Annotated in this window: 16 protein-coding genes and 1 pseudogene; 14 read left to right on the top strand and 3 right to left on the bottom strand. The window is 68.0% G+C overall.

What is annotated here, in order from left to right:
- Window positions 1-23: 23 nt before the first annotated feature.
- Window positions 24-491: a lytic transglycosylase domain-containing protein gene (locus WS64_RS22095; protein WP_060311204.1), complete on the bottom strand. Its 468-nt coding sequence runs from the start codon at window positions 489-491 to the stop codon at window positions 24-26.
- Window positions 492-666: 175 nt separating this feature from the next.
- Window positions 667-2,100, bottom strand: coding sequence for a helix-turn-helix transcriptional regulator (locus tag WS64_RS22090; protein ID WP_060967718.1), 1,434 nt, complete (start codon window positions 2,098-2,100; stop codon window positions 667-669).
- Between the two features lie 323 nt (window positions 2,101-2,423).
- Here WS64_RS22090 and WS64_RS33265 point away from each other — a divergent pair.
- The 10 genes and pseudogenes from WS64_RS33265 to pilV all read left to right on the top strand — a co-directional run.
- A pseudogene (locus tag WS64_RS33265) lies at window positions 2,424-2,618 on the top strand (IS256 family transposase); the annotation flags it as partial.
- 477 nt (window positions 2,619-3,095) lie between these two features.
- A complete protein-coding gene (locus WS64_RS22085; RefSeq protein WP_244166632.1) occupies window positions 3,096-4,238 on the top strand; it encodes a toxin co-regulated pilus biosynthesis Q family protein in 1,143 nt (380 codons plus the stop codon).
- Entirely contained in the window at window positions 4,238-5,971 is a 1,734-nt protein-coding gene (locus WS64_RS22080) for a PilN family type IVB pilus formation outer membrane protein (protein WP_059639198.1), read from the top strand. Before WS64_RS22085 ends, WS64_RS22080 begins: the two co-directional genes overlap by 1 nt.
- Window positions 5,972-5,996: 25 nt before the next feature.
- Window positions 5,997-7,313 carry a type 4b pilus protein PilO2 gene (gene pilO2 / locus WS64_RS22075; protein ID WP_060967716.1) on the top strand — a complete coding sequence of 439 codons (1,317 nt, stop codon included), beginning with the start codon at window positions 5,997-5,999 and terminating at the stop codon, window positions 7,311-7,313.
- Window positions 7,314-7,359: 46 nt separating this feature from the next.
- Window positions 7,360-7,890, top strand: a complete 531-nt coding sequence (pilP, locus tag WS64_RS22070; protein ID WP_244166631.1) for a type IV pilus biogenesis protein PilP — start codon at window positions 7,360-7,362, stop codon at window positions 7,888-7,890.
- A 4-nt stretch (window positions 7,891-7,894) separates the two neighbouring features.
- On the top strand, window positions 7,895-9,679 hold the full coding sequence (locus WS64_RS22065) for a GspE/PulE family protein (RefSeq protein WP_060967714.1): 1,785 nt from the start codon (window positions 7,895-7,897) through the stop codon (window positions 9,677-9,679).
- Window positions 9,669-10,745: a type II secretion system F family protein gene (locus tag WS64_RS22060; RefSeq protein WP_060967713.1), complete on the top strand. Its 1,077-nt coding sequence runs from the start codon at window positions 9,669-9,671 to the stop codon at window positions 10,743-10,745. The genes WS64_RS22065 and WS64_RS22060 overlap by 11 nt, the downstream gene beginning before the upstream one ends.
- Window positions 10,746-10,847: 102 nt before the next feature.
- Window positions 10,848-11,402 carry a type 4 pilus major pilin gene (locus WS64_RS22055; protein WP_060967712.1) on the top strand — a complete coding sequence of 185 codons (555 nt, stop codon included), beginning with the start codon at window positions 10,848-10,850 and terminating at the stop codon, window positions 11,400-11,402.
- 52 nt (window positions 11,403-11,454) lie between these two features.
- Window positions 11,455-11,934, top strand: coding sequence for a type IV pilus biogenesis protein PilM (gene pilM / locus WS64_RS22050; RefSeq protein ID WP_060967711.1), 480 nt, complete (start codon window positions 11,455-11,457; stop codon window positions 11,932-11,934).
- Window positions 11,927-13,624, top strand: a complete 1,698-nt coding sequence (gene pilV / locus WS64_RS22045) for a shufflon system plasmid conjugative transfer pilus tip adhesin PilV (RefSeq protein WP_060967710.1) — start codon at window positions 11,927-11,929, stop codon at window positions 13,622-13,624. The genes pilM and pilV overlap by 8 nt, the downstream gene beginning before the upstream one ends.
- A 97-nt stretch (window positions 13,625-13,721) precedes the next feature.
- Here the strand turns inward: pilV and WS64_RS22040 are convergent, their stop codons facing one another.
- The gene (locus WS64_RS22040) at window positions 13,722-14,828 is read right to left on the bottom strand and encodes a type IV pilus twitching motility protein PilT (protein WP_373453020.1); all 1,107 of its coding nucleotides are present in this window, start codon (window positions 14,826-14,828) and stop codon (window positions 13,722-13,724) included.
- A 103-nt stretch (window positions 14,829-14,931) separates the two neighbouring features.
- Between WS64_RS22040 and sctC the strand changes: the two genes are divergently transcribed.
- From sctC to WS64_RS22020, 4 genes are all read left to right on the top strand, one after another.
- On the top strand, window positions 14,932-16,701 hold the full coding sequence (sctC, locus tag WS64_RS22035; protein WP_059583120.1) for a type III secretion system outer membrane ring subunit SctC: 1,770 nt from the start codon (window positions 14,932-14,934) through the stop codon (window positions 16,699-16,701).
- A 40-nt stretch (window positions 16,702-16,741) separates the two neighbouring features.
- Window positions 16,742-17,950, top strand: a complete 1,209-nt coding sequence (locus WS64_RS22030; RefSeq protein ID WP_060967708.1) for a sensor histidine kinase — start codon at window positions 16,742-16,744, stop codon at window positions 17,948-17,950.
- A gap of 87 nt (window positions 17,951-18,037) precedes the next feature.
- Entirely contained in the window at window positions 18,038-18,808 is a 771-nt protein-coding gene (locus WS64_RS22025) for a response regulator transcription factor (protein WP_060967707.1), read from the top strand.
- Between the two features lie 122 nt (window positions 18,809-18,930).
- A complete protein-coding gene (locus tag WS64_RS22020) occupies window positions 18,931-20,232 on the top strand; it encodes a secretin N-terminal domain-containing protein (RefSeq protein ID WP_244166629.1) in 1,302 nt (433 codons plus the stop codon).
- Window positions 20,233-20,319: the final 87 nt, after the last annotated feature.

The raw sequence follows: 20,319 nt of genomic DNA, 5'->3' as shown, positions 1-20,319 counted from the left end.
GTCTCCCCGGCTACCCCCTCGTCTTACTGCCCGTCATCCGTCAGCTTCATGCGCTCGACGATGCGTTCCACCGAACGCGCGTAGCGGTCGCGCTCGGCAGGTGTCTCCGAATGGTAGGCACCGATCGCCGCCCAGGTATTCCCGTACTTGACCATCATCTTGTGCAGGTGCCACGCAGCCACGTAGACGCTCAGGCATGGGTTCATGAGGTCGTCCGCCGAGACGCCGTAGCGCGACAGCAGCGGAAGGTGAATCGAGTTGATCTGCATCATGCCGTAATCGGTCGAACCGTTCCGGTTGCGATGGAGCGCGTTCGCGTTGCCATGCGATTCTTGCCACGCGATCGCGCGCAGCACGACGGGGCTCACCTGCTGATAGGCTGCGGCCGCCGCAAAGCAGTCGGGAGTCTGCGCGCGCACTTCGGCGGGCCGCGCGGACAGAATGGCAAGCGCCAGCACGAGCGCCGGCTTGGGGGGGAATGGTCGCATCATGGATCATCCGGTAAGAGAAGCGGTGCGGGAATCGCTTCGCACCGACGTGCGAATGAAAACGCCGTCCGACCCACGCGTTTGCGTTTCGTCGGACGGCGTTGGCGGAAAAAAAGCCGCGGGCCGGCCGTGTTGGCGATCGGCGGTGCAGGCGCTTGGGCGCCGCACACCGCTGCCCTCAGCGGCCCATCGTCTCCGACGGTGCTTCCTGGAACACGCGCCGGTAGCCGTTGACCAGCGTCGAACGATGGCGCACGCCCCACTTGTTCGCGACGTCGAGCACGCGCGTGGCCGGTGCGCCGTCGTCGAGCAGATCGCCGCGAATGCGCTCCATCCGCTGGCGCCGGATCAGCTCGCTCGGCGACAGCCCGAGGTGGTTCTTGAACGCTGCCTGCATCGCGCGCTCGGTCACGCCCACGTGCGATGCCACTTCGCGCACCGAAAGGTCCTTTTGGTCGAGGTTGTCCATCAGGTAGCGATAGGCGCGGCGGTATTTCGCCGGCAGGCGGGCGCTCACGTCGTCGGAGCGCTGCGCCGTGCGCGACGCCTGCATGTGGTCGGCGGCGGCGGGCATCGACATGCTGTCCGCGCGCACGTGCTGAATCGACGCGAGCGCGTAGCGGCCGTAGAACTGCGCGAATTCCTGCGTGCGCATCTGCTGCTGCATGATCTTCGCGCGGCAGTAGAGGTAGTCGAGGTACCAGCGCGCATGCTGGCTGCCTTGCGAATTCGCCGCGCCGGACGCATCGAGCATCGCTTCGGCCAACGGCGTCGCGTGGCCGGCGATCGCGGCCAGCGTGATTTCCAGGCACAGGCTGCGGTGGTAATCGTTGAGGCCGGCCTGGCGGCTCCAGCTCACGTATTGCTTGAGCGTTTCGCCCGCGCTCGTCCGGCCGTCGGCGAGCGAAACGAGCCGGCTCAGGTGCGAGAGTCGTTCGGCCAGCAGCGGCAGCACGGTCCCGGCGGGCTGCGAGCCGGGTGCCGGTGCCTCGCTCGGCTCGAACTCCGCGATGGCCGAGCGCCAGTAGATGTGGTCGGCGAGTCGCTCGGCACCGTGCAGTTCGTGCTGCGCGAAGAGGTCCCGCCGCAGCGCGTCCACGAGGTAGCTCCAGCGGCGATCGCCATGCGTTGCCGCCAGCGCGGCCAGCTCGCCGAGGCGATGGCACGCCGCCTGGATCAAGCCCAGATGAAACGAAACGAGCGTCGCACCGAGGAGGCTGTCGAGACGTTGGCGCGGCGTGGCCGCCTTTTCCTCGCCGACGCGCTTGAAGCAACTGAGCGCGACGTTGAACTGGTTGCGGAACAAGGCTTGCCAGCCGGTATTGCGGCACGACGCGATACGCAGACCGTCGCGATGGGCGCGAATGGCTTTTTGCGCGCGGCGATACGTTTCCTCCGCTTCTTCATGGCGGCCGAGCATCAGCTCGAGGTCGGCGCAGACTTGCAGCTGTGCGTAGCCGGGCTGAGCTTGCGCCGTGTCGGTATCGGCATGGCGTGCGGCGTGGCGGACAGCGTCGAGAAACTGGCCGTGGAGCATTTTCGAGGCGACGTCCGCGGGGGTGTCGTCGAAAGCGAGGGCCGAGGCGGCGGCGAAGTAGATCGTTGAGAACATGTCGTGCTCCTGACTCAATGAGCGATGCGTTAAGCGGCGTGAAACGATTCGTGAAGCCGTGAGCGCATGTTTTCATCGCGGGCCGATTCAGGCGCGTGTTTGTGATGGTTTGTTACCTTCGGTTCGGCATCGGCATGTGCCGGATAGGGCGGTGCCGCGGTGGACTTTCACGCACGAGCGGGAGGCCTGCGTCGCGGCTTTTTGATGATTTGTTACGTTTGCCGCCGCCGTGCGCCGTTTGGCGCGGTGCACGGCGAGCCTGTCCGAATCTTCGTGTGTGACGCATGAACCGACGGCCAGGGAGCCGCTTCATGCCACGGAAACTCGAGTCGCTGCACATGCAGCTTCGGAAGATGATCACGGCGCGGCCACTTCCAGTCGGATGAGGCGGCGCTCAAGCTGATCTGGCTGGCGCTGCGCAGCGTCTTGGTCAAGTGGACCGGTTCCCGGCACGATTGGAGCGCGCCGTGAATCAGTTCGCGCTTGTTTATTCAGAAAGATTAAACAATCGAATCTGAATATCAATCCGCCTGACACACGGATTTCCGGATACCACCTGTACGGCACCCAATTGGCGGCTTGCCCGCGAACGGCGCCATAGCACACGTTTGTATCTGCCATATTTCCAGGGTGGCCATTCCGCGATTCGCGCAGAAGCGTCCAAAAAAAACATGGCGGCTGCCACAGAGCCATGCTGGGCGGGGCTTGCGTCGCGAAGGCGACGTTCTCGCGCCAGTGCCTGTATCATCCATGCCGGCCGAGACAGGATGATTTTCCAGGATTATTTTTTTACTTAAAGGTGCGTTGTACGTTGCCGTAAACACCCATTGAGCTGTAGTGCTATCCTTACGCGGCGTTACTGTTTTCTTACATAATTTCTTTCGAATTCCTGACGCCTTTCGGTACTGCTTTTAGGGCGGCTATTGGCATGGTTCAAGTAGATTGAAAAGAACGTGGCAACAAGAAAAATAGAGCTTCCGGTGCATCCGAGGTGCATGAGCGACAAGAGGCGGAACCGGGCGAGGGCGAATGTCTGGATAGCGGCGATGCCGCTGGCAATTCGGGCGCTGCTGTGCGGCGTCTGGTTCGCCTGCACGGTCGCGCACGCTTCCGATCAGCAAGTGATCGTCGACGGCGGGCAGCGCCTGGGCGGCGTCGTGCGCACGGGCGGCCACGACGTGCCGTTGCTGCGCGCGCTCGAGCAGATCATGCCGACGAGTTACAGCATCAATGTGCCGAACGCAGGCGCATGGGCCGACGCGCCGGTGAGCTGGCGCGCCGGCTCGTCGGTCGCGCACGCGCTCGGCGACGTGCTGTCGGTCGATCCCGCGCTGCAGGCGCGCGTCGATACGGATATGCGTTTGCTCACGGTGACTGCGCATGCGCGGCGCGCAAACGTTGACGCGCCGCGGCCTGCCTCGCAGGCGGCCGGCGCGGCGTCACGCATGAACGGTGCCGCCACGAATGCGTCTTCCACGTTGCCCACGGGCGCGGCGGCGATGGCGCCCGCGGCGGGGCCTGCCATTGCACAGGCGCAGGCCGTGGCGCAGGCGCGCGTTTCGACGTCGACGCCCGCAGCACCGGCATCGGCTCGCATACCGGCGGCAGCACCGGCGGTCCTGCCCGTGGCGGCACCGGCACCGGCACCGGCACCCGCTCCGGTGACGACGCCCGCACCGGCAGCCGGGCCGGCGATGCCGGCATCGGTACCGGCACTTGTTTCAGCACCGCCGCGAGCGCAGGTACCGGCGCCGGCAAAGCGTGACGCCATCGAGCCCCCGCTGCTCGCCGCCATGCAGCCGGCGTCCGGCCCGGAGTCGCCGGCCCCATCGTGGGCGCCCGCCGCGACGCCGGCGTTCGCGCCCGCGGTGGCGCCCGAGCGCACGGAGTGGCAGATGCGCCTGTCGGACGGCTCCGTGCGCAATGCGCTCGCGCGCTGGGCGAGCGAAGCCGGCTGGCAATTCATTTGGGACGTGCCGACCGATTTTCAGGTCGACGCGACGGCCACGATACACGGCACGCTCGCCGAAGCGCTGCGTCAGGTGACCAATGCGCTCGCCGGCGCGCAGGTGCCGATTCAGGTGGTCTTGTACCAGCGCAACCGCGTCATGCGCGTCGTTCCCAAAGGAGCAAGTTGATGAGCGTCCTCCGTCGTCCTTTCGTCATCCTTGCCGCCTGCCTCTCGCTGCTCGCGGGGTGCACCGGCCTCCTGGACAAGATCGAGCGCAGCTCCCAGGCCGATACCGCGCGTGCGGGGCAATTGCTCGGCAAGCTGTCGAACGGCGACAACCGCGCGGTGCCGGGCAGTGACGACGTCATCGTCAAGGACGAACTCTGGCTGTCGGGCAAGACGATCAAGATCGCCGCGAAATCGACGCTGCCGAAGCTCTTCGACGAGCCGGCGAGCTTCGACGGCACGGTCGATTCGCTGCGCATGTTCGCCGATCGCATTTCGCGCCTCGCGCACCTGCCGGCCAAGGTCGCGCCGGGCACGAGCGAAGCGGCCGCGCGCGCGACGCAGACCGCGGTCGATACGGGCGGCGCCGGGGCCTATCCCGGCGTGCCGCCGCTGCCACCGGGCCTGCTGCAGGGGCCCGCGCCGAGCACGAGCGCCGCGACGGTGGCCGCGCGGGTGCCGAACGTATCGTCGCCCGTGCGCATCGCGTATTCGCGCGGCACGCTGCGCGGGCTGCTCGACACGGCGTCGGCCCGCTTCGGCGTCTACTGGAAGTACGAGGACGGCGCGATCGTCTTCTTCTACACGGCCACGCGCGTCTACCAGGTGGTCGCCATTCCGGGCGACTCGAGGCTGGATACGAACGTCGTGAGCGGTGCGAGCAACAGCGGCGGCGCGTCGGGCAACGGCGCGGGGGCCGCGGGCGGATCGGGCGCCGGTGGCGCGGGCATCGGCGGCGGAGGCGGCGGGGCGTCCGGTTCGCCGTCGGTGTCGTCGGACAACACCGCGAACATCACGATGAACGCGCAGCTCTCGGTGTACAACGGCTTGCAGACGGCGATCAAGGCGATGCTCTCTCCGGCAGGCTCGGTCATCACCTCGCCCGCCACAGGCTCGATCTCGGTCACCGATACGCCCGACGTGCTCGAACGCGTGGGCGAGTTCATGGAGCAGCAGAACCGCGTGCTCGCGCGGCAGGTGCTCGTCAACGTGACGGTGCTGTCGGTCACGCTTTCCGCGCAGGACAGCTACGGCATCAACTGGCACGCGGTTTATCAGGCGCTCGGCACGCAGTTCGGCATCACCACCGCGTTCACGAGCATGATCCAGAACCCGAGCGAGCTCTCGGCCACGGTGATCACACCGTCGAGCCGCGCCTCGAGCACGACGGCCATCATCGATGCGCTTTCGACGCAGGGCACGGTGCACCGCAAGACCTCGGCCTCGATCACGACGCTCAACGATCAGCCCGTTCCCGTGCAGGTGGCCGAGCAGCAAGGCTATCTCGCGCAGATCTCGACGACCAACACCGTCAACATCGGCAGCCAGACGTCGCTCACGCCGGGCACGATCACGACAGGCTTCAACCTCACGGTGCTGCCGCACATCCTCGACGACGGCACGATCATGATGCAGTTCTACAGCAACATTTCGTCGCTCGTGAACCTTGCGCCGTTCGGCCCGGCGAACCAGCAGATCCAGCTGCCGACCGTCGATACGCGCAACTTCCTGCAGCGCATCGCCGTGAAGTCGGGGCAGACGCTCGTCATCAGCGGCTACGAGGGCATCACCGATCAGGATAACCGGCAAGGCGTCGGCCATCCGTCGAACTACGCGATGGGCGGGTTCAACGCGTCCGGCACGCGCGAGGTGATCGTCATCCTGCTGTCGCCGATCGCGATCAACGGCGCTTGACGCGCGCTCGGGCACAGGATCCGTCATGGCGACGCAAGTCATCCAGATCGGCCGCCAGCGTTTCATATGCGGCCTTTTCTGGCAATCGCTCTCGCGCCGGCACGCGCTGCGCGCGGAGGCCGTGGAACTCGCCGCGCGCCTGAATTTCGATGCGATGGTGCTGCGTATCGACCGCACCTTCGCGGGCGTGGGTTTCGCGAGCACGCGCGAGGGCGCGCAACTGGGCTTGCCGTCGCTCGGCGCGCTCGTGTCGAAGACGATCGCGGCCGAAGGCGCGTTCTACGACGGACGCCAGCAGCCGGCGCCCAACTGGCTCGGTGCGTTTCATCTGCCCGACGGGCGCTGGGCCTACTTCGCCGTGCGCGACGGCGCGTTCCTGCCGAACGGCGACTGGATCGGTTCCAGCGAAGACGTGTTCGAGCGGCTGCACGGCGATTACAGCCTCGGCGGCTGGAACGTCGTCATCGGCGATCCGCAGCTGGAAGTGCAGGGGTTCCACAACTTCTACGCGCGGCGCATCGAGGACATGATCCCGCGCCGGGGCGGCAAGCCGCATTTGCCGCGCTGGCTCAATCTGTCGCGGGTCTCGCGGCGCGCACCGCGGCGCGAGGTGCTGCTGGTCGCCGGCGCGATCGTGGTGGCGGCCGCGGTGGCGGCCGGCATCGTCGCGTACCGGCACCACCGTATGGAACTCGAGCGGCAGCAGGCGTTCGAGCGGATGCGCGCGGAACTCGCGCTGCATCCGCCCAAGCCCGCGGCGCCGCCCGAAGCCGCGCACCCATGGGCCGGCGCGCCGCGGCCCGATGCGTTCGTTCGCGGGTGCCTCGATCACTTCACGCACATCGCGCCGGGCGGCTGGGAACTCGACGACTACGTTTGCCGCGCGTCGAACGTCAGCTACAGCTGGTCGCGGGGCGGATCGAACGTGGCGATGCTGATGGCGGCGGAGCCGCGCGCGACGATCGACGGCAACGGCGAGCATGCGAGCTACGTGGAGCCGCTGGCCTTGCCCGCAGGGGGAGACGAAGTGCTCGATGGCGTGCACGGCGTGCGCTTGCGCATGCTTTCCGCCTTCCAGTTGCTGGGCATCGGCCTGACGTTCACGCTGCAACCGGCAAGCGCGCCGCAGCGCGGCTTCGCTTCGCAAACGCTGGACCGGCTGCAGCCGGGCGGCGGCCCGCCCCCGGCGCCGAGCTGGCAGACCTGGCGCATGTCGGCGCAACTGGGCGACGTGCGGCCCGACAGCCTCATCAGGTACCTCGACGAGCCGGGCGTGCGCGTCGAGACGCTTTCATACAAATCCGGGCAGTGGACGCTCGACGGAGTGCTCTATGAGAAATGACGATGCATTGACTGTGCTGGTGCTCGCCTGCTGCTGCGCGTGGCCGTTGGCCGCGTTCGGCGAGGCCAGCGCCGCAGCCGCCACGGCCGCCGCGCCCGCTGAAGCGGCGCCGCGCATGAACGTCGTTCCGACACCGGCCGCCGTGCAGGCAGCCAACGAACTGATGCGGCTACAGGAGGAAACGATGATCCTCAAGGCGCAGCTGAAAAAGCTCGATGCGCAGGCGCAGGTGGCGGAGCGGCAAGAAGCGCTGCACCGGATGGGCAGTACCGTCTCGTCGTATTCGGACGTGTCGCTCGTGGCGACACAAGGGCTCGGCAAGAAGCTCGGCGCAACCGTGGCGACGAGCGATGGCGCGGAGTTCGACGTCGGGCCCGGCGATACGCTGCCCAACGGCATGCGCGTGGCGGCCATTCGCCCGGGCGCGATCGTCCTCGCATCGCAGGACGGACGGCGCACGACGCTGACCGTCTCCGCGAGCGCGCGGCAGCAGCCCGCGCGCAACGTCGCGTCGACAGGCTCGCCCGGCGTGCCGCCGATACCGACGCTGCCTGCGTTGCCGATGCCTGCGAGGTGACGCGATGAGTTCGTCTGCCACACCTCCGGGCAAGACGCCCACGAGCGTGACGCCGCTGATTCTCTCGCGCGCCGTGAAGCCGATCGAAACCGATCCGTCTCTTGCGCAGGTTCAGCCCGCGGCTCCAGCCGCGCCGGCTCTCGCGCCCGTCGCGCGGCCACGCGAGCCGGTGCTGAGCGCCGTGGCCGCGGCCGCCGCCGCGTCGGTGCGGCCCGCGCAAACGGCGTCGCAAAGCCAGCCGCCGGGGCAGGCGCTGCCGCTCGCCGCGGTGGCGCGCCCGCTTTCGGACAGCGGCGAGTTCGCCGCGAGCGACGAGGAGCGCAAGTTTCTCTGTCTGCTCGACGACGGCACGCTGCTCGTTGCCGAAGGGCACGAAATGAATCCGTTCGTGCTGTCGTACTGCGCGAGGCTCGAACGGCTCAATTGCCGCTATACGACGCGGCTGGTGACGCTCGATGCGATCAGGCGCAGCTATCAGGGCCCGCGCCGCGACGGTAGTGCCGAGCGCATCGATCACACGCAGATGCAGGCCGTCGCGAAGAACCTGATCGCGCGGGCGTGCGACGAGCGTGCGTCGGATATCCATATCCGTGTGAACCGCTTCAGCACGGAGATTCTTTTTCGCATCCACAACGAACTCGTGCGCATGTCGGAGCAGACGCGCGAGTACGGCGAGCGGCTGCTCGCCACGCTTTACGCGGCGATGTCGAGCGTATCGGACAACACCTACAAGCCGAACGAACGCCAGGACGCGGCCATCGGCGATCGCGACAAGCTGCCGGACCGGCTTTTCGGCGTGCGGATCGCGACGGCGCCCACGAGCGTCGGCAGCGTCATGGTGCTGCGGCTGCTCTACAACGATGCGGGCGAGGCGACGGCCCTGACCGAGCTCGGCTTCACGGTGGCGCAGGCGAACGCGTTCGAGCTGCTCGCGCAGCAGCCGCACGGCATGAACATCATCAGCGGCCCGACCGGCTCGGGCAAATCCACGACGTTGCAGCGCGTGCTGACGAGGCAACTGCGCGAGATGGCCGGCTCGATCCACGTCATCACCGTGGAAGACCCGGTGGAGTACCCGATCGAGGGCGCCGTGCAGACGCCCGTCGTCAACGCGCCGACGGAAGAGGCGCGCTCGCTCGCGTTCGCCGCCGCGATCGCGAACGCGATGCGGCTCGATCCCGATACGATCATGATCGGCGAAGTGCGCGACCGTGCATCGGCGCAAAGCGCGTTGCGCGCCGCGATGACGGGCCATCAGGTCTGGACGACGGTGCACGCGAACGGCGCGCTCGCGATCGTGGACCGTCTCGTCGATCTCGGCTTGCCGATCGCGATGGTGACGGACGAATCGCTCGTCACGGGGCTCATCAGCCAGCGGCTCGTCAAGCTGCTGTGTCCGCACTGCTCGCGCCCGCTGGCCGAGTCGATGGCGCAGCTCGACATGGGGCTCGTCGCGCGCTTGAAGCGGGCCGTCGGCGCGCGGTTCGACGCGGTGCGCGTGGCCGGGCCGGGCTGCCCGCATTGCAAGAACGGCACGGTCGGCCGGACCGTGGTGGCCGAGGTCGTGCGCACCGACGCGACGTTTTGCGAATTGCTGCGCGCCGGGCGCAAGCCCGATGCGCACGCGTACTGGCTCGGCGAGCTCGCGGGGCAGACGGTCGCGCAGCACGCGCTCGAAAAAGTGGCGGCAGGCCTCGTCGATCCGCGCATGGCGGAGCGCGTGGTCGGGCCGTTCATGCAGGGCAGCGGGGGGCGGCCGCAGCCGCTCGGAAGCGGCTATGGCACTTGAGCTCAACCGGCGCTGGGCGCGCCTGCAACTCACGACGCAGGCGCGCCTGCGGCTCTATCGCAAGATCGCGAAAATGCTCGCGAACGGTTTGCCGTTGCTCAAGATTCTCGAGGAGCTCGAGTTGCGTGCGTCGCACGAGGGCCGCAAGCCGAACGAGCCGCTGGCATTGACGCTCGCGGACTGGCGCGGCGTCGTGCAAAACGGCGGCATGCTGGCCGAGGCAATGGCGTGGTGGGTGCCGCATACCGAGCAGATGATCGTCATGGCCGGCGAGCAGTCCGGGCGCCTCGAGGCCGCGCTGCTGAACGTGTGCAACGTCGTGCAGTACGGCCGCCGGATCCGGACGGCCATCGTCGGCGGGTTGACCTACCCGTGCGTGATCGTGGCGATGACGATCGGGTACGTGTACCTCTTCGGCAAGCTCGTGATTCCGCGCTTCGCGTCGATCGTGAGCCCGGAGCGCTGGCACGGCGTCGCGAAGTCGCTCTACGAGCTGTCCCGGTTCGTGCAGGGCGGCATGATCTACTGCCTCCTGGTGCTCGCGATCCTCGTCGCGGCGCTCTTGTACTCGATGCCGCGCTGGTCCGGCAACGTGCGGGCCTGGCTCGACCGCTACCCGCCTTACTCGATCTATCGGCTCATTACGGGCTGCGGTTTTCTCGTCGCGCTTTCGTCGCTGCAGGCGGCGGGCTTCACGGTCGAACGCTCGCTCGCGCGGCTGGCCGCCGATGCGACGCCGTGGCTCAGGCAGCGAATCGACGACATGCTGTTCGGCGTGAAGTCGGGGCTCAACGTCGGCGAGGCGATGAAGAACGCCGGCTACCGGTTTCCTTCGGAGGAGATCGTCGACGATCTGTGTGTGTATGCCGAATACAAGGGCTTCGCCGAGGCGCTGCACGCGATCGCCAACGAATGGATGACCGACGGCGTGGAGACGATCGAGGCGCAGATGCGCGTGGTCAACGGCGCGGCGATCGTCGTGCTCGCGCTCGTGCTGTCGTGGCTCATCAGCGGCTTCTTCGGAATTCAGCAGGAAATTGCGGCTTTGGCCCGGAGTGTGCATTGAGCCTGCCGTGTAATGACGTGCAAGCGCAGTGCAAACGAACGGGTGTTGAAGGTAGGGGCACGTCTTTCTCGCGTGCCGATTGAGGAAACCAAGGAGAGCAACATGAATGTCAAGACCGTCGCATCGATTCGCGCCCGGGTGGGCAGCCGTGGGGCGCGGCACATGCAGCGTGGCGCCACCCTGCTCGAAGCGATCGCCTATCTCGGGATCGCCGCAATCGTCGTCATCGGCGCGATTGCGCTGCTGCGCGGCGCATTCGGCAGTGCTTCGTCGAATCAGACGGCCGAGCAGGTGACGGCCATCCAGACCGGCGTCAAGAAGCTGTATATGGGGCAGACCAACGGCTACAACGGGCTGACGACGACCGTCGCCATTGCCGCCGGCATCATCCCGACGACGCTCGTCATCGACACCGCGGCAAATACCGTCACCGATGCCTGGGGTGGCGCAGTCACCGTTACGAGCGCTACCAGCGGTACATTCACGATCGAATTCGATTCCGTACCGACGGACGTATGCATCAACGCGGCGTCTGCCGGCGGAACCTGGACGGCCGTCTCTATCGGCGGTGCGACGCAAACCGTGCCGGTCACGCCCGCCGCCGCTCAGGCCGCTTGTGCCGGTGGTGCGAAGAACATCATCTGGACCTCCGCCTGATCGAGGCCAGAGTATCGGCCTTCACTCCGATTGACGCCACGAGCCGCCTGCCATGTTCCTGATCTGGATCGTCGCCGCCTTCGCGATGCTGACCGGTGCCTACGCGCTGCTCGGCGCCGAGGCGGCGCCGGCACCGCTCGCGCCGTCGGCGATGGCGCTCGCGGCGAACATGAGCGCCTACCGGCAGGCCGTGGTGGCCTTCGCGCGCGCCAACCCGTCGTTCGCCGGCAGCGTGCCGGCGGCGAGCGTCGCGCCCTACCTCGGGGCGACCGTACCCGATCCGATGTGGCGGAACTACGTCCAGCCCAATACCGGCTATGCGGGCAGCCTGGTCGTGGTCTATGCGGCGTCGGCGGCCGCCGCGGCCGCGGTCGACGGCATCGAGCAGATTGCGCAGGGCTCGGCGCTGGCCGGCGTGGCGCTCGGCGCCAACCTCGTGTCCCCCGGCAACCCGGCCGTGCCGCTGCCGGCCGCACTGGCGAACGCGATCCCCAACGGCATGCCGGTATGGATGGCGCAAGCGTATGACTGAGCACACCCGTACCCTCGCTCGCATCGGCATGCGGCGCGCCGGCCTCCGTGCGCGGCCAGCGCGCCGCATGTCCGGCTTCACGATGGTGGAGATGCTGGCGGTACTTGCGCTCGCGGCATTGATGATGGCGGGCCTCGTCACGCTCACGAACTCGTCGCTCGACGATACGCGCGCGCAGCAGGCCGCGCTTTATCAGTCGCAGCTGACGGCGGCCGCCACGCGGCTCATTCGGCAGAACTACACGGCGCTCGCGGCCCAGGCCACGACCACCTCGCCGGTGATCGTGAAAATGACCGGCTCGCCGTATCAGCTGTCGACCTACCTGTCGAATGCGTTGAGCGGCACGAACCCGTATGGTCAGACGCCGTGCCTGCTCGTCTACGCGGCCCCGGGCGGCGCCAGCCCGGTGGCGTTGCAGGCGCTGCTCGTCACGGAGGGCGGCCGAACCATTCCCGATCCCGAACTCGGCTACATCGCGGCGAACGCCGGCCCGGGCGGTGGCTCGATTCAGGCGACGAACAATACGATCGGCGCGGCCACCGGCGCCTTCGGCACCTGGAAGGTCGATACGCCCAACCCGGCGAATAGATCCTGCACAAGCACGAAAACGGGCACGGGACATCTGGCGAGCCTTATCTTCTACGACGGCACGCAGGCGCAGAACGTCGATTATCTGTACCGCGTGGCCGTGCCGGGCAACCCGCAGGCGAACACGATGCAAGTGCCGATCGTGCTCGCGCAGCAGATCGACTACGCCGCCTGCACGCAGCCCGGCGCCATCGCGGCCGACTCTTCGGGCAACGTCCTGAATTGCGATGGAACGCAGCACATGTGGGTGCCGCAGGCGGCCTATCACTGGCGCGAACCGGTGGCCGACGAAGCGGCGCTCGCGGGCGTCGCCGCGCATCAGGGCGACGTGCGGCTCACCGCCGCGACGAATCGGGCCTATGCGTACGACGGCGCCGCATGGCAAGCGCTGGCGGTGGACGAAGCGGGCAATCTCGCGCTCGGCAACGCGAACAACGTCGGCGACCCATGCCCGCCCGCACCGCAGAATGCGGCCATCGCCCCCGCGTCGGCGAGCACGACGCTCGTCTCCACCGATGCGAGCGGGCGCGTGCTGTCGTGCCGCGGCGGCAGGTGGCAAACGCAAAGCGAAATCGAGCCGGCGTCATCGCTCACGGGCTGTCAGCTCGTGATGGCCAACCCGAACGGCGCGGGCGATTACTCGGCCTGCACGAGCCAGCCGGCGACGAACTTCCAGTCGGGCGCCTATTCGTACAACGGCAGCAACGGGACGTACTCGTATACGTTCAGGACGACCGTCAACCTCACCAAGCCGGGAATCATCGTCGCGTCCACGTGGGCGCATCTGAACGACGGCATGTGCAACGGCCCCTCCGGCAACCGCGGGCAGCTCTCGCAGAGCATCGACATCACCGACGGCGGCAACCACAACCTCGGGCATACGGAAAGCCAGACGCCGACGCTCCAGGACGATTCGGGCGGGATCAACAACGCGCTGTCCCAGGCGGGCACGCCTGGCACCTACACGATCATCGTGACGACGAACTGGGCGACGTACGCCGGTATCACGACGCCGTGGGTCAGCAGCTTTTGCGGGGAGTCTGGCCAGACGGTCTGGAACACGCCCGTCGCGGCGGGCTGGACGATCAACTCCTACTACTGAGCGCCCAACCGTGAGCCCGTCGACACCGCACACCTTCGCAGCACCGCCACGCACGGTGCGACCGGCGCCATTGCGCCGGCGCGGCCTTCGCGCGGGCTCAGTGCGGCGCGAGCGTCTGCAGCATTTCGTGCAGCTCGAGCCGATTGTAGGTCGCGCGCAGCACGTCGCGCGGCAGGCATTGCCGCTTCGATACGAGGCTGAAGAGGTGATCGTTGAGCATGCGCGACATGTTGTCTTCCTTGCGCTTCATGAATTCGGCAAGGTAGGGCAGCTTGCCCGGATCGGTCAGCAGGCCGCTGATCTGCTGATTGTTGTTGAACAGCAGCTCGCTCGCGAGCACGAGGTTCTCGCCATCCTCCGTCGGCACGAGGCACTGGCAGATCACGCCGATCAGGCAGTTCGCGAGCGCGGCCGCATAGCGCTCGCGCTGCTCGGCCGGAAAGAACGACAGCAGCCGCGTGAGCGTGCCGATCGCGCTGCCCGTGTGCATCGTCGCGAGCACGAGGTGGCCCGATTCGCCGGCCTGCAGCGCCGTCTCCGCCGTCTCGGGGTCGCGCACCTCGCCCACCATGATGACGTCGGGCTTTTGCCGCAGCGCCTCGCGCAGGCCGGCCGAGAAGCTCGGCGTGTCGGTGGGCACTTGCCGCTGCGACACGATCGACGTGCGGCCCTCGAGTTCGTATTCGATCGGCTCCTCGATCGTGACGATGTGGCTGTTGCGCGTGCGGTTGATGTGCTCGAGCAGCGACGCGATCGTCGTCGTCTTTCCCGAGCCGGTCGGGCCCGTCACGAGGATCAGCCCCTTGGCGCTGTCGATCATCGAGCGCACGTAGGCGGGCAGGCCGAGCTTGTCGAGCGCGAGCGGCTGCAGCGGCAGGCGTCGGATCGAGATGACGAGCTTGCGGCCGCCATTGGTGCGGTAGATGTTGCAGCGAAGGCGGCAGCGCGTGAGCACGAACGGGCGATCGATCGCGCCGTGCTGAAGCTGCGCCTCCCAGTCCGGTTCGATCGCGGCCAGCGTGGGCAGCATTTCGTCGTGGAGCACGGGCTCCTCGCCGACGGCGAGCCAGCCGCGCGGCGCCTTGATCATGATCGGCCGGTCCTGCTCGATGTGAATGTCGGTGAAAGTCTGCCGCAGGTCGATCAATTCGAGAATCTCGCGCGTCAGGTCGCGACGTTCGTGACTCGGAGCGTTCATCGTCAGTGCCCTTCCTATGAAAGATAGTCGGAACTTACATGAAAACTTTGTCTATGTGTCGGCGAAGCATCGGGCGGCGCCGCGTACGTTTCATCGCGGGCGGCGCGTCATGAACTGGGCTTGCCGACTGGGCACCGTGGCCCTCGCCGCCGCGCTCGCATTCGGGGCGACGGCCCCCGTTGCCGAGGCGGCGGCCGTGCGCTGGAAGTCGTCGATCGTCGATTACGAAGCGCAGGGCAAGGACATCAAGGATGTGCTGCGCGACTTCGGCGCGAGCCAGGGCGTCCCCACGCGCATCGCCGCCGATGTGGGCGGCACCGTGAGCGGCAAGTTCCATCTGCCGCCGCGGCGCTTTCTCGATACGCTCGCGGCGTCGTTCGGCTTCGTGTGGTACTACGACGGCGAAGTGCTCGACATCACGACGGCCGCCGAACTGCAGAGCACGCTCGTGAAGCTCGATTCGGCCGATACGGGCGCGCTGCGCGAGGCGCTCGACCGGCTGCGCATCTCCGACGAGCGCTTTCCGATCGTCTACGACAGCGCGCAGGGCACGGCGCTCGTGAGCGGGCCGCCTCGCTACGTGCAGATGGTGACGAACGTGGCGTCGCGGCTCGACAACAACGCCGCGCATCGAAGCGGCACGCAGGTACGCGTCTTTCCGCTCTATCACGCGTGGGCGCACGACCGCACGGTGCCCATCGACGGCCAGCAGGTCACGCTGCAGGGCGTGGTGGCCGTGCTCAACGGCATCTACCACCCGCGCACGGCCAAGGCCGCCGACAAGCGCGGCGACGGCGAGGGCGGCCGCCCGGCGAGCGGCGTGAAGCGCACCACGCCGATCAACGACGTGAACGGCAATGCCTACAACGGCCCGTACATTCCGCCGCCGGTGCCGTCGGGCGCGGCCGGCAAGGGCATGTTCGCCGGGCTCACCGGGCAGCCTTCGCCGGCCGTGGCCGCGGCGGTGGGCGAGCCGCCGCCGCCGCAGAACACGAGCACGGCGCCGGCGAGCGACGATCAACTGCCCGTCATCGTCGCGGACCAGCGCACGAACTCCGTCGTGATTCGCGATACGGCCGACCGGATGGATCAGTACGGCAAGCTGATCGATCGCCTCGACGTCAAACCGCAACTGATCGAGATCGAGGCGCACATCATCGAGATCGACGACGACGCGCTGCATCAGCTCGGCGTCGACTGGACCGCGCACAACAGCCACGTCGACGTGCAGACCGGCACCGGCACGCTCGCACAGAGCACCTACAACGGCACGCTCTCGCAGAACTTCGGCCAGACGGCGCTGCCGGGCAACTTGCTCGCGGCGGCGACGCCCGTGGGCGCATCGGTGGCCGCCGTGCTCGGCGACGCCGGCCGCTATCTGATGGCGCGCATCTCGGCGCTGCAGCAGACGAACGCCGCCAAGATCGACGCGAGCCCGAAGGTCGTCACGCTCAACAACATCGAGGCCGTGATGGACAACCAGACGCAGTTTTTCGTGCCGGTGTCGGGATACACGTCGGGCGACCTCTACAGCGTGTCGACGGGCATCTCGCTGCGTGTGCTGCCGATGGTCGTGGAGGAGGACGGGCGCACGCGCATCAAGCTCGACGTGGCGATTCAGGACGGCCAGCTCACCGATCGGACGGTCAGCAACCTGCCGGTGATCCAGAACAGCACGATCAACACGCAGGCGTTCATCGAGGAGGGGCAGGCGCTGCTCATCGCCGGCTATCGCGCGGACAGCGCGACGATGGGCGTGACCGGGGTGCCCGGACTCTCGAAGATTCCGTTGATCGGCGCGCTCTTCCGGACCGACAGCCGCCAGAAGAGCCACATGGAGCGGCTCTTCCTGCTGTCGCCGCGCGTCATCTCGCCGTGATTCACCGCAACCGCCCGCACCGGGGAATGCAGGAGGCCATGTGAACGAATCCGATACTCAGCCGCATTCGCTGCCCGGCGGGCAGCCCGGCAAGCCGTCCGAGCCGCGGCCCGCCCAATCGGGCTTGCCCGCCGAGGGATGCGCCGACGGCGCCGCCGATCGCCGCCTGTCCGACGACGAGGCGCGCCGCGTGCGCGGCACGCTGCGCGGGCTGCCGTGCGGGGTGATCGTGCTCGATCGCGCGGGCGCGGTCGTTCACGCGAATGCGCGCGCGCTCGAGATGCTGGCGATGGCGTTGCCCGCGGGCGTCGATTTCAGCGTGGCGCTGAGCGAGCGCTTCGAGATGACGGACGTGCCGCGGCTGCGCGATCTCGAAGCGGGCCGCGAGGTGCGCGTGGACGATTCGACCTTCTGGATTCAGGCGGGCCCCGCTGGTGCGTGCGGCGGTGCGGGGGCGGGCGAATCCGTCATCGCCGTGACCGACGTGACGCCGTTCGCGCGCTCGCTCGACGAGCGGGCCATGTCGCTGCGCTTCTTGCTGCACGATCTGCGCTCGCCGCTCAATTCGATCAGCGCGCTCACGCAGCTCGACGCGAGCGACCCCGAGGCGTTCGAGCGCTGCGGCGGCATGCAGCAGATCACCTCGCTCGCGCAGTACGTGCTCTCGCTCGGCGAGCAGTTCATCTTCTCGTCGGTGACTGAGCATTTGCAGGCGCGCGACTTCAAACGGTTCGATCTGCGCGCGACGCTGCGCCAGATCATCTCGCAGCTGGAGGTCACCGCCGTCTATTGCGGCGTCGCGCTACACTTGTGGCTGCCCGACAGCGCACCGCTGTGGGTGAGCGGCATGCGCAACTTCGTGGCGCGCGCCGTCCAGAACGTCATCGACAATGCCGTTCGCGCGTCGCCGCGCGGCGAGGCAGTGACCGTGTCGATCCGGCAGGCCGACGGTTTCGCCGAGGTGGTCGTCGACGATCGCGCAGGCGGGCTGCCGGGTCTCGTCGAGGGCGATCGGCTGGCCGACTTCGAGAAGCTCGGCAAGCGGACGGCAACGGGCTTCGGCCTCGGGCTCAAGCTCGCCGTGCAGATCGTCGGCATGCACGGCGGCGCACTTTACGCGGAGCTCAACGGGCAAGGCGGTACCATGTTCGTGCTGCGTCTGCCGTGCCTGAATCCTGTCGCCGCGAAGCCGCACGCGACATCGCTCGTCGATGCCGACCGCGCGTTGCGCGCGGCGCGCGGCGAGTGAGGCGCCGGAGCGCGGCCCGTATTCGTTTGGCACGCGTCGCGCGGACTGGGCGCCGCTCCCGCGCGGCCGTCGGAACCTAAGGTCCATATGAAATCGCTTGCAGGCAAACCCGTACGCATTCTGTTCGTCGAGGACGACGTCGCGCATCACGCGCTCGTCCATTCCTGGCTCAAGAGCGAGGGCTACCACATCGACGCTTTTCACAGCGGGCTCGACGCGCAGCAGTTTCTGTCGGAGCAGTGGGCCGATCTCGCGATTCTCGACTGGGACCTGCCGGGCGTTTCCGGCGACAAGCTGCTGCAAAAGATCCGCAGCCGTTCGCAATCGATCATGCCCGTGATTTTTCAGACCGTGCACTCGGCGGAGTCCGACATCGTGCGCATACTGGATGCAGGTGCCGACGACTATCTCGTGAAGCCCTACGACAGGCAGGTGCTGCTCGCGCGCATGCGCGCGCTGCTGCGGCGCTTCGCGCCGATGAACGTGCAGGGCCGCAAGATGTTCGTCGACGGCGAATGCGCGCTCGATCAGCAGGCGCGCTCGCTCGTGGTGGCGGGCGTGGCGCACAAGCTCGGCACCAAGGAGTTCGACATTCTCTGGCATCTCGCCCGGCACACGGGCGCCGTCGTGCTGAGGCAGGATCTGATGAGCGTGGTCTGGGGCTGGGATGCGGCCGTGCAAAGCCGCTCCGTCGACATGTACGTGAGCCGCCTGCGCGCGAGCCTGAAGGCGGCCGGCGTCGGCTGGACCGTGCAATCGGTCTATGCGACGGGTTACCGCCTGACCCTCAAGCCGGATGTGGATCAGTCGGGCGCCGGTGCGTCGGGCGCCGGTGCGTCCCCGGAAGGCGCCGCATGAGCGCGGCCCGCACGCGGACGCTCGCACGCGGCGCCGTCGCGGCCTTCGTCTGCGCGGCCGCCGTGCACGCGCAGGCGGCGAGCATGGCGTGGGCCGGCGGCCCCGGCGCGCGCTTCGTCTACGTGACGAACGGCGCGGGCCTCGCGGAGGTCCTGAATGCGTTCGCGGCGGGGCAGCACGTTGCCCTGCGCATCGACGGTCAAGTGGAGGGCGTCGTGAGCGGCCGTTTCGCGATGCCGCCGCAGCGTTTTCTCGACGTCATGAGCCGCTCGTACGGATTCGTCTGGTACTACGACGGCGCGGTTCTGCACGTGTCGCCCGCGAACGAGCAGGCGCATGTCGCCATCCGGCCTCACTTCCTTTCCGCGAAAGCGCTGCGTGCGTCGCTCGAGCAGGCGGGTCTTGCCGATACGCACTTCCCGTTGGCGGTGGATGCCGGCGCGCAAACCGTGAACGTGCGCGGGCCGGCGACCTACGTGGAGCGTATTCGTGCCGCGGCCGAGCGCTTCGAGCGCGACGCGCGAAAGCGCGTGCGTTTGTCCGTGCGGGTGTTTCGCCTGAGTGCCGCGAATGCCGCCGACGAAACGCGCGTGGTCGATGGCCGCACGCTCGTCGTGCCGGGTGTGGCCACGCTGTTGCGGCGCCGTTTCGAGCGCCCGGCCGTTGCGAGCGGGCCCGCCGTTTCCGATGCACCGCGGATCGTCGAGTTCGATGCGGCGCTGCCGGCGATCGAAGCGGATGCGACCACGAATTCCATCCTGATACGCGATCGGGCCGAGCGCATCGACGCCGACGGCGCGCTCGTCGCCAGCCTGGACGTGCGTGCGCAGCTCGTATCGGTCCAGACGTGGGTGGTGGACGTCGATGGCGACGCGCTCGACGCGTTGCGGCCCGCACTGCCGCCGGCCGTGGCCGGCGGGGCAGGTGCGCAGGAGGCGACGGCGGACGCGCGCGAGCACCGCGATGCCGGTATCGCGCCCGACGGCGGCCGCGCGCTGCTCGCGCAGCTCAAGGCATTGGCCAGGAGCGGCCGCGCCGAAATCGAGGTGTCGCAAACGGCGCTCACGCACGACCGCTCGCCGGCCGTCATCGATCGCCACGAGGCACGTCTCGCGCGCCGCGATGAGGATGACCTGCCCGATGATGGCGCCCGCGATCTCTGGCTCTCGATTGCACCGACGGTCGAAGGCGCCGCGTCGATGCCGCGTATCGGCTTGCGCGTGGAACTGGGGCGCCGCGGCGATGCACGCCGCTATCGGGCCGTCGACGAAAGCCTGGCGCCGGGCGAGTGCCTCGTCATCGAGGGACCGGCGCCGTACAGGGGCGATGTCGCGCGTCGCGCGGACGATACCGATTCCGGCAGTGCGGGAGAGGGTGGTGTGCGCCGCCGCCTCGTCTTGCTGATACCGCGCGTGGCAGCATAGCCGCCGCTCGGATGAGCGCCGGCGATGGCGTGAGGGTGAGGCCGCGTGCCGTGTCCGAACGGATGCGACGGCTGGTCAGTCAGGCAT

The organism is Burkholderia anthina (genome assembly GCF_001547525.1).
Taxonomy (GTDB): Bacteria; Pseudomonadota; Gammaproteobacteria; order Burkholderiales; family Burkholderiaceae; genus Burkholderia; species Burkholderia semiarida.
The sequence above is the reverse complement of the archived record's forward strand: the minus strand, read 5'-3'. Positions and strand labels throughout refer to the sequence as shown.

What these genes read in the sequence shown, in the direction of transcription:
- WS64_RS22060 (WP_060967713.1), top strand. Translation starts at nt 9,669, where the DNA reads ATGGCACTTGAGCTCAACCGGCGCTGGGCGCGCCTGCAACTCACGACG.
- sctC (WP_059583120.1), top strand. Translation starts at nt 14,932, where the DNA reads ATGAACTGGGCTTGCCGACTGGGCACCGTGGCCCTCGCCGCCGCGCTC.
- WS64_RS22095 (WP_060311204.1), bottom strand. Translation starts at nt 491, where the DNA reads ATGATGCGACCATTCCCCCCCAAGCCGGCGCTCGTGCTGGCGCTTGCC.
- WS64_RS22080 (WP_059639198.1), top strand. Translation starts at nt 4,238, where the DNA reads ATGAGCGTCCTCCGTCGTCCTTTCGTCATCCTTGCCGCCTGCCTCTCG.
- WS64_RS22055 (WP_060967712.1), top strand. Translation starts at nt 10,848, where the DNA reads ATGAATGTCAAGACCGTCGCATCGATTCGCGCCCGGGTGGGCAGCCGT.
- pilM (WP_060967711.1), top strand. Translation starts at nt 11,455, where the DNA reads ATGTTCCTGATCTGGATCGTCGCCGCCTTCGCGATGCTGACCGGTGCC.
- WS64_RS22025 (WP_060967707.1), top strand. Translation starts at nt 18,038, where the DNA reads ATGAAATCGCTTGCAGGCAAACCCGTACGCATTCTGTTCGTCGAGGAC.
- pilV (WP_060967710.1), top strand. Translation starts at nt 11,927, where the DNA reads ATGACTGAGCACACCCGTACCCTCGCTCGCATCGGCATGCGGCGCGCC.
- WS64_RS22065 (WP_060967714.1), top strand. Translation starts at nt 7,895, where the DNA reads ATGAGTTCGTCTGCCACACCTCCGGGCAAGACGCCCACGAGCGTGACG.
- WS64_RS22085 (WP_244166632.1), top strand. Translation starts at nt 3,096, where the DNA reads ATGAGCGACAAGAGGCGGAACCGGGCGAGGGCGAATGTCTGGATAGCG.
- WS64_RS22090 (WP_060967718.1), bottom strand. Translation starts at nt 2,100, where the DNA reads ATGTTCTCAACGATCTACTTCGCCGCCGCCTCGGCCCTCGCTTTCGAC.
- pilO2 (WP_060967716.1), top strand. Translation starts at nt 5,997, where the DNA reads ATGGCGACGCAAGTCATCCAGATCGGCCGCCAGCGTTTCATATGCGGC.